This window comes from Mycolicibacterium pallens, assembly GCF_019456675.1.
Taxonomy (GTDB): Bacteria; Actinomycetota; Actinomycetes; order Mycobacteriales; family Mycobacteriaceae; genus Mycobacterium; species Mycobacterium crocinum.
The window spans coordinates 333,231-341,052 of the sequence record NZ_CP080333.1; the positions used below are offsets into that span (position 1 = coordinate 333,231).

General features: G+C 66.3%; 6 protein-coding genes. 2 read left to right on the plus strand and 4 right to left on the minus strand.

The window, feature by feature from the left end; genetic code table 11:
* Positions 1-2: 2 nt before the first annotated feature.
* Positions 3-848 carry a MaoC/PaaZ C-terminal domain-containing protein gene (locus K0O64_RS01610; RefSeq protein ID WP_275085013.1) on the minus strand — a complete coding sequence of 282 codons (846 nt, stop codon included), beginning with the start codon at positions 846-848 and terminating at the stop codon, positions 3-5.
* 10 nt (positions 849-858) lie between these two features.
* The gene (locus K0O64_RS01615; RefSeq protein WP_225933597.1) at positions 859-2,211 is read right to left on the minus strand and encodes a 3-oxoacyl-ACP reductase; all 1,353 of its coding nucleotides are present in this window, start codon (positions 2,209-2,211) and stop codon (positions 859-861) included.
* 120 nt (positions 2,212-2,331) lie between these two features.
* Here K0O64_RS01615 and K0O64_RS01620 point away from each other — a divergent pair, with 120 nt between their 5' ends.
* A complete protein-coding gene (locus K0O64_RS01620) occupies positions 2,332-3,636 on the plus strand; it encodes an acetyl-CoA C-acetyltransferase (RefSeq protein WP_096309611.1) in 1,305 nt (434 codons plus the stop codon).
* Positions 3,637-3,856: 220 nt separating this feature from the next.
* On the opposite strand, the gene K0O64_RS01625 is transcribed toward K0O64_RS01620, so the two are convergent.
* Positions 3,857-5,083 carry an alpha/beta hydrolase family protein gene (locus K0O64_RS01625; protein ID WP_220046460.1) on the minus strand — a complete coding sequence of 409 codons (1,227 nt, stop codon included), beginning with the start codon at positions 5,081-5,083 and terminating at the stop codon, positions 3,857-3,859.
* Positions 5,084-5,228: 145 nt separating this feature from the next.
* Here K0O64_RS01625 and K0O64_RS01630 point away from each other — a divergent pair, with 145 nt between their 5' ends.
* The gene (locus K0O64_RS01630; protein ID WP_225933598.1) at positions 5,229-5,657 is read left to right on the plus strand and encodes a DUF2510 domain-containing protein; all 429 of its coding nucleotides are present in this window, start codon (positions 5,229-5,231) and stop codon (positions 5,655-5,657) included.
* An 80-nt stretch (positions 5,658-5,737) separates the two neighbouring features.
* Here the strand turns inward: K0O64_RS01630 and K0O64_RS01635 are convergent, their stop codons facing one another.
* A complete protein-coding gene (locus tag K0O64_RS01635) occupies positions 5,738-7,573 on the minus strand; it encodes an acyl-CoA dehydrogenase (protein WP_096309612.1) in 1,836 nt (611 codons plus the stop codon).
* Positions 7,574-7,822 lie beyond the last annotated feature (249 nt).

A 7,822-nucleotide genomic window follows, 5' to 3' on the forward strand; every position in this document is an offset into this window, starting at 1 on the left:
CGCTAGAGTCCGCGAACCGTTCCGGTGAGGTGCGGGTAGCCCTTCGACAGGTTGCGCATCGCAATGTCCCAGCCGTCGGAGACCCGGTCGATGTAGAGCCCGGCGGTCGCGGGCAGGATGACGGGCTTGCCGAACTTCACCGAGTAGCGCACGGCATCGGGGATCTGTGCCTCGATATTGGCCAAAACCGCTGCCGCACTGAACATGCCGTGGGCGATCACGGTGGGGAAACCGAACAGCTTGGCCCCGATCGGGGTGGTGTGGATCGGATTGTGGTCGCCGCCGATCGACGCGTACCGCCGGATCTGGCCGGGGCTGATCCGCAGAATCGTATTGGGTGGCGGTAGTTTCGGCCGCTTGGGCGGCTCGGCTTTGGGCCCGCCGGACAGGCTGGTGCGCTGCTGGTGCAGGAACGTGGTGACCTGATGCCAGGCGCGTTCGTTGCCGACGTGGATGTCGGCGACGACATCGACCAGCAGACCCTTGCGGTGCTCGCGAAGATTCTCGGCGTGCACCTTCAGGTTGACGGTGTCGGTGACCGCGATCGGACGGTACCGGGTGATCTCGTTCTCCACGTGCACCGCACCCATGGCCGCGAACGGGAAGTCGAACCCGGTGATCAGCGCCATCACGGTCGGAAACGTCAGCACGAACGGGTAGGTCAGCGGCACGGTGTCGCCGAAGCGCAGGCCCGTGACCGACGCGTAGGCGGCGACGTTCGACGGGTCGATGGACAAGTCCTCGACGGTCAGGGTGCGGTTGGGCAGATGGTCGCCGCGCGGGATGAACGGCAGCGAGCCCGCCGCGGCGCGCAGCATGTTGCGCAGTCCGCTCGGCTGTTCGGTCACAGTGCTCACCTTAGGCTCCCAGCATGGCCTGGCCGCAGACTCGGATCGTGTTGCCGGTCACGGCATTCGACGCCGGGCTGGCGAAATAGGCGATGGTCTCGGCGACGTCGACCGGCTTGCCGCCCTGATACAGCGAGTTCAGCCGGCGGCCGACCTCGCGGGTGGCCAGCGGGATCGCGGCGGTCATCGCGGTCTCGATGAATCCGGGTGCGACGGCGTTGATCGTGATGCCCTTCTCGGCCAGCGAGGGCGCGAGCGCCTCGGTGAGACCGATCATGCCTGCCTTGGTGGCCGCGTAGTTGGTCTGGCCGCGGTTGCCCGCGATGCCGGCCATCGACGAAAGGCCGATCACCCGGCCACCCTGACCGATGCTGCCGTTCTCGATCAAGCCTTCGGTAAGACGCTGCGGAGCAAGCAGATTCACCGCGACCACCGCATCCCAGCGGGCGTCGTCCATGTTGGCCAGCAGCTTGTCGCGGGTGATGCCTGCGTTGTTGACCAGGATGTCGGCGTGGCCGTCATAGTGCTCGCGCAGGTGGTCGGTGATCTTCTGCACGGCGTCCTCGGCGGTGACATCCAGCGGCAGGGCAGTGCCACCCACTTTCGCCGCCGTCTCACCGAGCGCGTCACGCGCGGATTCGACATCGATCGCAACGACCTTGGCGCCGTCGCGGGCGAACACCTCGGCGATCGTGGCACCGATGCCACGGGCCGCGCCCGTGACGATCGCGACCTTGCCGTCGAGCGGCTTGTCCCAGTCGGCGGGCGGGGTGGAGTCGTCAGCGCCCACGTAGAAGACCTGCCCGTCGACGTAGGCGGACTTGCCCGACAGCAGGAAGCGCAGCGTCGACTCCAGGCCTGTCGCGGCGGGCTTGGCGGCCGGCGACAGATAGACGAGCGAGACGGTGGCGCCGTGGCGCACCTCCTTGCCCAGTGAGCGGGTGAATCCTTCGAGGGCGCGCTGTGCGATGCGCTCGTGTGGGCTGCCGGCCTGGTCCGGCGTGGTGCCCACCACGACGATGCGTCCCGACGGTCCGAGGTTGCGCAGCAGCGGGGTGAAGAACTCGTAGAGGCCACGCAGCCCGGCCGGTTCGGTGATGCCGGTGGCGTCGAACACCAGGCCGCCGAACGAATCGGCCCAGCGGCCGCCCAGGTTGTCGGCCACGACGTCGTAGTCGTCGGCCAGTGCGGCGCGCAGTGGCTCGACCACCCGCCCCTCACCCCCGATCAGCAGCGAGCCGGCCAGTGGCGGCTCACCGGCCTTGTACCGGCGCAGGGTCTCCGGCTGCGGAATGCCGAGCTGCTTGGCCAGCAGAGAGCCGGGCGCTGAGTTGACGATCTGCGAGAAGAGGTCGGAAGCCACGGACATGCCTTTCGAGTTGCGATGCGGGTGGACCGGGAACGAACTTACTCCAGAGTAAGGACCGTGTTTAGTATGGGCTGGGTATACCCCCTCCAAAACCAACCCAAAGGGGAGATTGACGTGGCCTCTAACACCGGAAACAGTCGCCGGGTCGCCGTGATCGGCGGCAACCGCATTCCGTTCGCCCGCTCAGACGGCGCGTACGCGGAGGCGTCCAATCAGGACATGTTCACCGCCGCGCTGGGCGGCCTGGTGGATCGGTTCGACCTGGCCGGTGAGCGGCTGGGTGCGGTGATCGGCGGCGCGGTGCTCAAGCACAGCCGCGACTTCAACCTGATGCGCGAAAGCGTGCTCGGCAGCCAGCTCTCGCCGTACACCCCGGCGATCGATCTGCAGCAGGCCTGCGGAACGGGCCTGCAGGCGGCCATTGCCGCCGCCGACGGGATCGCCGCCGGACGCTACGAGGCCGCCGCCGCGGGTGGGGTCGACACCACCTCCGATGCGCCGATCGGGCTCGGCGAGGAGCTGCGTCGCACGCTGCTGGGGCTGCGGCGGTCCAAGTCCAACGTCGACCGGCTCAAGCTGGTGGGCAAACTGCCCGCCTCCCTGGGCATCGAGATCCCGACCAACGGCGAGCCGCGCACCGGGCTGTCGATGGGCGAGCACGCCGCCATCACCGCCAAGAAGATGGGCATCAAGCGTGTCGATCAGGACGAGCTGGCCGCCGCCAGCCACCGCAATATGGCCGCCGCCTACGACGCCGGCTTCTTCGACGACCTTGTCAGCCCCTTCCTCGGGCTCTACCGGGACAACAATCTGCGCGCCGATTCGAGCGCCGAGAAGCTGGCCAAGCTCAAGCCGGTGTTCGGCGTGCGCAATGGCGACGCCACGATGACGGCCGGCAACTCCACCCCGCTCACCGACGGTGCCTCAGTGGTACTGCTCGCCAGCGAAGAGTGGGCAACATCACACTCGCTGACCCCGTTGGCCTACTTCGTCGATTCGGAGACCGCTGCGGTCGACTACGTCAACGGCCCCGACGGCCTGTTGATGGCGCCCACCTACGCGGTGCCCCGACTGCTCGCCCGCAACGGGCTGACCTTGCAGGACTTCGATTTCTACGAGATTCACGAGGCCTTCGCGTCGGTGGTGCTGGCTCATCTACAGGCCTGGGAATCCGAGGAGTACTGCAAGGAGCGCCTCGGTCTGGATGCGGCACTGGGTGCGATCGACCGCTCCAAGCTCAACGTCAACGGATCCTCGCTGGCCGCCGGCCACCCCTTCGCCGCGACCGGCGGGCGGATCGTGGCCCAGTTGGCAAAACAGCTGGCAGGGAAGCGTAAAGAGACCGGCCAACCGGTGCGCGGGCTCATCTCCATCTGCGCCGCGGGCGGTCAGGGCGTGACCGCGATCCTCGAGGCGTAGAAAAAAATAAAAAAAGTTCCGTGGGTTTGTAACGAACCCGTACGGGCTACAGATGTACTGGATAGCTCCGTGTTGCCGTCTGACCCCCCGACCCGACGGCAACACGGGGCATCCTCTTTGTTTACGTCCTGCCGACGTGAACGAAGGACCGCCGCTGGAGAAGAGGGGATTCCAGCGGCGGTCACTATGAGGACCCCATTGCCGCTGGAGAATCTCTCCGCTATCCCTGATCTACCAGGCCCGATTGCACGAGTGCGGCGTCCACGAACTGCTGGACCGGGCGGGCTTGGAAAAAGCCGGTGTGCCCACCGCGGTACCAGCCGATGTCGGGCCGGCCCCAGTGCTCCCACAATCCCAACACCTGCTCACGCGGGTGCACGATCCGGTCGGCGACGCCGGCGTAGATGAACCGGCCCTGCGGGGCCACCTTCGGTTGTAGCGACAGCGGCGAGATCATCTCCCCGATCGGTTCGGCCAACTCGAGTGTCCGATGCCGGGGATCGTCGATGCTGAGGCCGGCGTGCCGACCCAGGATCGAGACCAGGTTGGCCGGCGGCACGCCGAGAATGGCACACGTCAGGTCCTCGTCGAGGCTGGCGACGAGCGCCGAGATGTAGCCGCCCAGCGAGATGCCGTTCACCCCGATCTTGGCGCCGGGCTGCTGGAGGCGGATCCAGGCCAGCACGCGGCGGATGTCCCACACCGCCTGCGCGGTGGCGTGAACGTCGTCCATCACGTCCTCGCCGGGGAACACGGCGCCCTTGGGCAGTCCTTTGGCACGCGGGCCGTGCATGGGCAGAACCGGTAGCACGACGTTGAGACCGAAGGCCTCGTGCAGGTGCCACGCCCGGAACAGCGTGAGATCCAGATTCACACGGCCCATCTCGGTGCCGTGCACGCACACCAGCCAGGGACGCGGCTCGCTGTGACGCAACATCAACGCGTACTCGCGCCGGTTACCGGTGTAGCTCAGCCAGCGCTGACGTCCCGGTTCCTTCGCGTACGGCGCGTAACCACTGTCGAACGACAGCCGCTCGTGCCTGCGGTTGCCCCGGCCGAAGCTGCGGATCTTCACGTCGGTCGGCGCGGGGGGCTGGGCGAAGAACCCTTCGGGCCTGGCCAGCCAACCTCGCTTGCCGTAGAAGTCGATCGCCTTGACGACCTCGGAGTTGATCCGGTCGTAGACGGTCGTGTCGCTCAGCGGACGGCGCAACCGCAGTCCGACCAGCACGATCTCGTCGCGCAGCGCGTGGGTGGCCAACGAGAGCGTTGGCCGGGCAACAGGCAACTCGCCCTTGTCACCGTCGAGGTACGCGCCCCAGGAGCGAGCGTAGTAACCAGCGGTTTTGGTGAAAGGCGCGACAATATTCGCTAGCGGGGCCGCGGTGCTCGGCTTTCGGCCGGTAGGCGCGGGATGCCCGGGAATTGCCTCGTTGCTGTCAAGCATCGCCATACCAGTAATGTAGCGGATCGCCAGCTGACTTCCAGGGCCCAAAGTCCCGACCTTTACCTGTTGTGGCGAGATCGCCTGCCAAACGTGACCAAAGGCCAGGGCCAGCCCCTTGGGGGATACCGGGCGCATACTCCTGGCCGTGGCCCTGTCGAAACTGGAGACCCGCATCATCCCCGGCGCCTACGACGCCGTCTTCCGCGCGGTGTGCGACGCCGCCATGGCGGCGTCGATGATGATCAGAATGGCCGATCCCGCCACCGGCGTCGTGGAGATGACCACCGATGTGTCGCTGCACTCGTGGGGTGAGAAGGTCTCGGTTCACCTGAGTCCGGGACCGACCGACGTCCAGGTGACCATTATTTCGTCGCTGCAATTCGGCCTCGTCGACTGGGGTCGTAACGGCAAGAACATCAACACCCTGTTCGACCACATCGCCAGGGCGGCAACCCATCCCGCCGGTGCGTGGCATCCGGATCCGGCGGGCCGCCACGAGTCTCGATGGTGGGATGGCGGGCGGTGGACCGAACATGTCAGCGACGCCGGCCGGATTGGCGTCGACCCGCTGTGACGCCCGGGCACACGTGAGGCCGAATGCAAGTAGGCCCCCGCAGGATTGCGGGGGCCTCTCGCGTGAAAGGGAATTGGCGATCAGAAGGCAGCTTCGTCGAGCTCCATGATCTCGTTGTCCAGCGTCTCGATCACCTGACGAGTGCTGGTCAGCAGCGGGAGCATGTTCTTCGCGAAGAAGGACGCCACCGCGATCTTGCCCTCGTAGAACGAGCGGTCGGCACCGGTCGCACCGGCATCGAGCGCCGCGATGGCCACCGCGGCCTGACGCTGCAGCAGCCAGCCGATCATGAGGTCGCCGACGCTCATCAGGAAGCGGACCGAGGCCAGCCCCACCTTGTAGATGCTGGCGGCATCCTCCTGCGCGGCCATCAGGTTGGCGGTCATCGAGGCAGCCATGGCCTGGACGTCCTCGAGCGCCTTGGCCAGCAGCGCGCGCTCCGACTTCAGCCGGCCGTTGCCCGACTCGTTGGTGATGAAGGAGTCGATCTGGCCCGCCACGTGCGCCAGCGCAACACCCTTGTCGCGCACGATCTTCCGGAAGAAGAAGTCCTGCGCCTGGATGGCGGTGGTGCCCTCGTAGAGCGAGTCGATCTTGGCGTCGCGGATGTACTGCTCGACCGGGTAGTCCTGCAGGAAGCCGGAACCACCGAAGGTCTGCAGGCTCTCGGTCAGCTTCTCGTAGGCGCGCTCGGAGCCCACACCCTTGACGATCGGGAGCAGCAGGTCGTTGACCTTGACCGCGAGGTCGGCCTCGACACCCTGCACGGCCTTGGCGACCGCGGCGTCCTGGTAGGTGGAGGTGTAGAGGTACAGCGCCCGCAGGCCCTCGGCGTACGCCTTCTGGGTCATCAGGCTGCGACGAACATCCGGGTGATGGGTGATCGTCACGCGCGGCGCGGTCTTGTCGGTCATCTGGGTCAGGTCGGCACCCTGCACGCGCTCCTTGGCGTACTCCAGGGCGTTCAGGTAGCCGGTCGACAGCGTGGCAATAGCCTTGGTGCCCACCATCATTCGGGCCTGCTCGATGACGTCGAACATCTGCGCGATGCCCTCGTGCACCTCGCCGACGAGCCAGCCCTTGGCCGGGATGCCGTGCTGGCCGAAGGTCAGCTCACAGGTGGCCGAGACCTTCAGGCCCATCTTGTGCTCGACGTTGGTGACGAAGACGCCGTTGCGCTCACCGGGCTCACCGGTCTCGAAGTCGAAATGGTACTTCGGCACGATGAACAGCGACAGACCCTTGGTGCCCGGGCCTGCGCCCTCGGGGCGGGCCAGCACCAGGTGCAGGATGTTCTCGAAGAGGTCGTCGGAGTCGGCGGAGGTGATGAAGCGCTTCACGCCGTCGATGTGCCAGGAGCCGTCGTCCTGCTTGACGGCCTTGGTGCGGCCGGCGCCGACGTCAGAGCCGGCGTCCGGCTCGGTGAGGACCATGGTGGAGCCCCAGCCGCGCTCGGCAGCCTTGACGGCCCACTTCTTCTGCTCCTCGGTACCGAGGTTGTGGACGATCTGGGCGAAACCGGCACCGCCGGCGTACATCCAGACCGCGGGGTTGGCGCCCAGCACATGCTCGTGCAGGGCCCACACCAGAGTCTTGGGCATCGGCATGCCGCCGAGCTCCTCGACGAGGCCGACCTTGTCCCAGCCGCCGTCGATGAAAGCCTTCACCGACTTCTTGAACGACTCGGGAAGGGTGACCGTGTGCGTCTCGGGGTCGAACACCGGCGGGTTGCGGTCACCGTCGGTGAAGGACGCCGCCAGCGGGCCCTCGGCCAGCCGGGCCATCTCACCGAGCATCTCCTGCACGGTGTCGGCGTCGAGATCGCTGTAATCGCCTGCGCCGAGGGCTTTGTCGAAACCAAAGACCTCGAACAGGTTGAATACCTGATCGCGGACGTTGCTCTTGTAGTGGCTCATGACAGCTCCTCCTCAGCGAGAATGTCATCTGAATTTTGGGCTTTGTGGTTGAGTACTTCGGTCTAAGTTACCCACCAGTAACACGGCTTACTATACCCACGGGTAACCGGAAATCAACCCGGTGTGAGCAAGTTCAGTCACCTAACCAACCCACTGGTGGGTTTGGGGGATTACCGCTCCCGTCAATTTCAAACTTCGGCCTGCTCAGAGCCCCTTGAACAGGGCAAATGGAGCAGCACTCGAAGCACG

Bases quoted from the DNA above. Each gene is read 5' to 3' on its own strand.
- K0O64_RS01625 (WP_220046460.1), bottom strand. From the start codon at position 5,083: ATGCTTGACAGCAACGAGGCAATTCCCGGGCATCCCGCGCCTACCGGC.
- K0O64_RS01635 (WP_096309612.1), bottom strand. From the start codon at position 7,573: ATGAGCCACTACAAGAGCAACGTCCGCGATCAGGTATTCAACCTGTTC.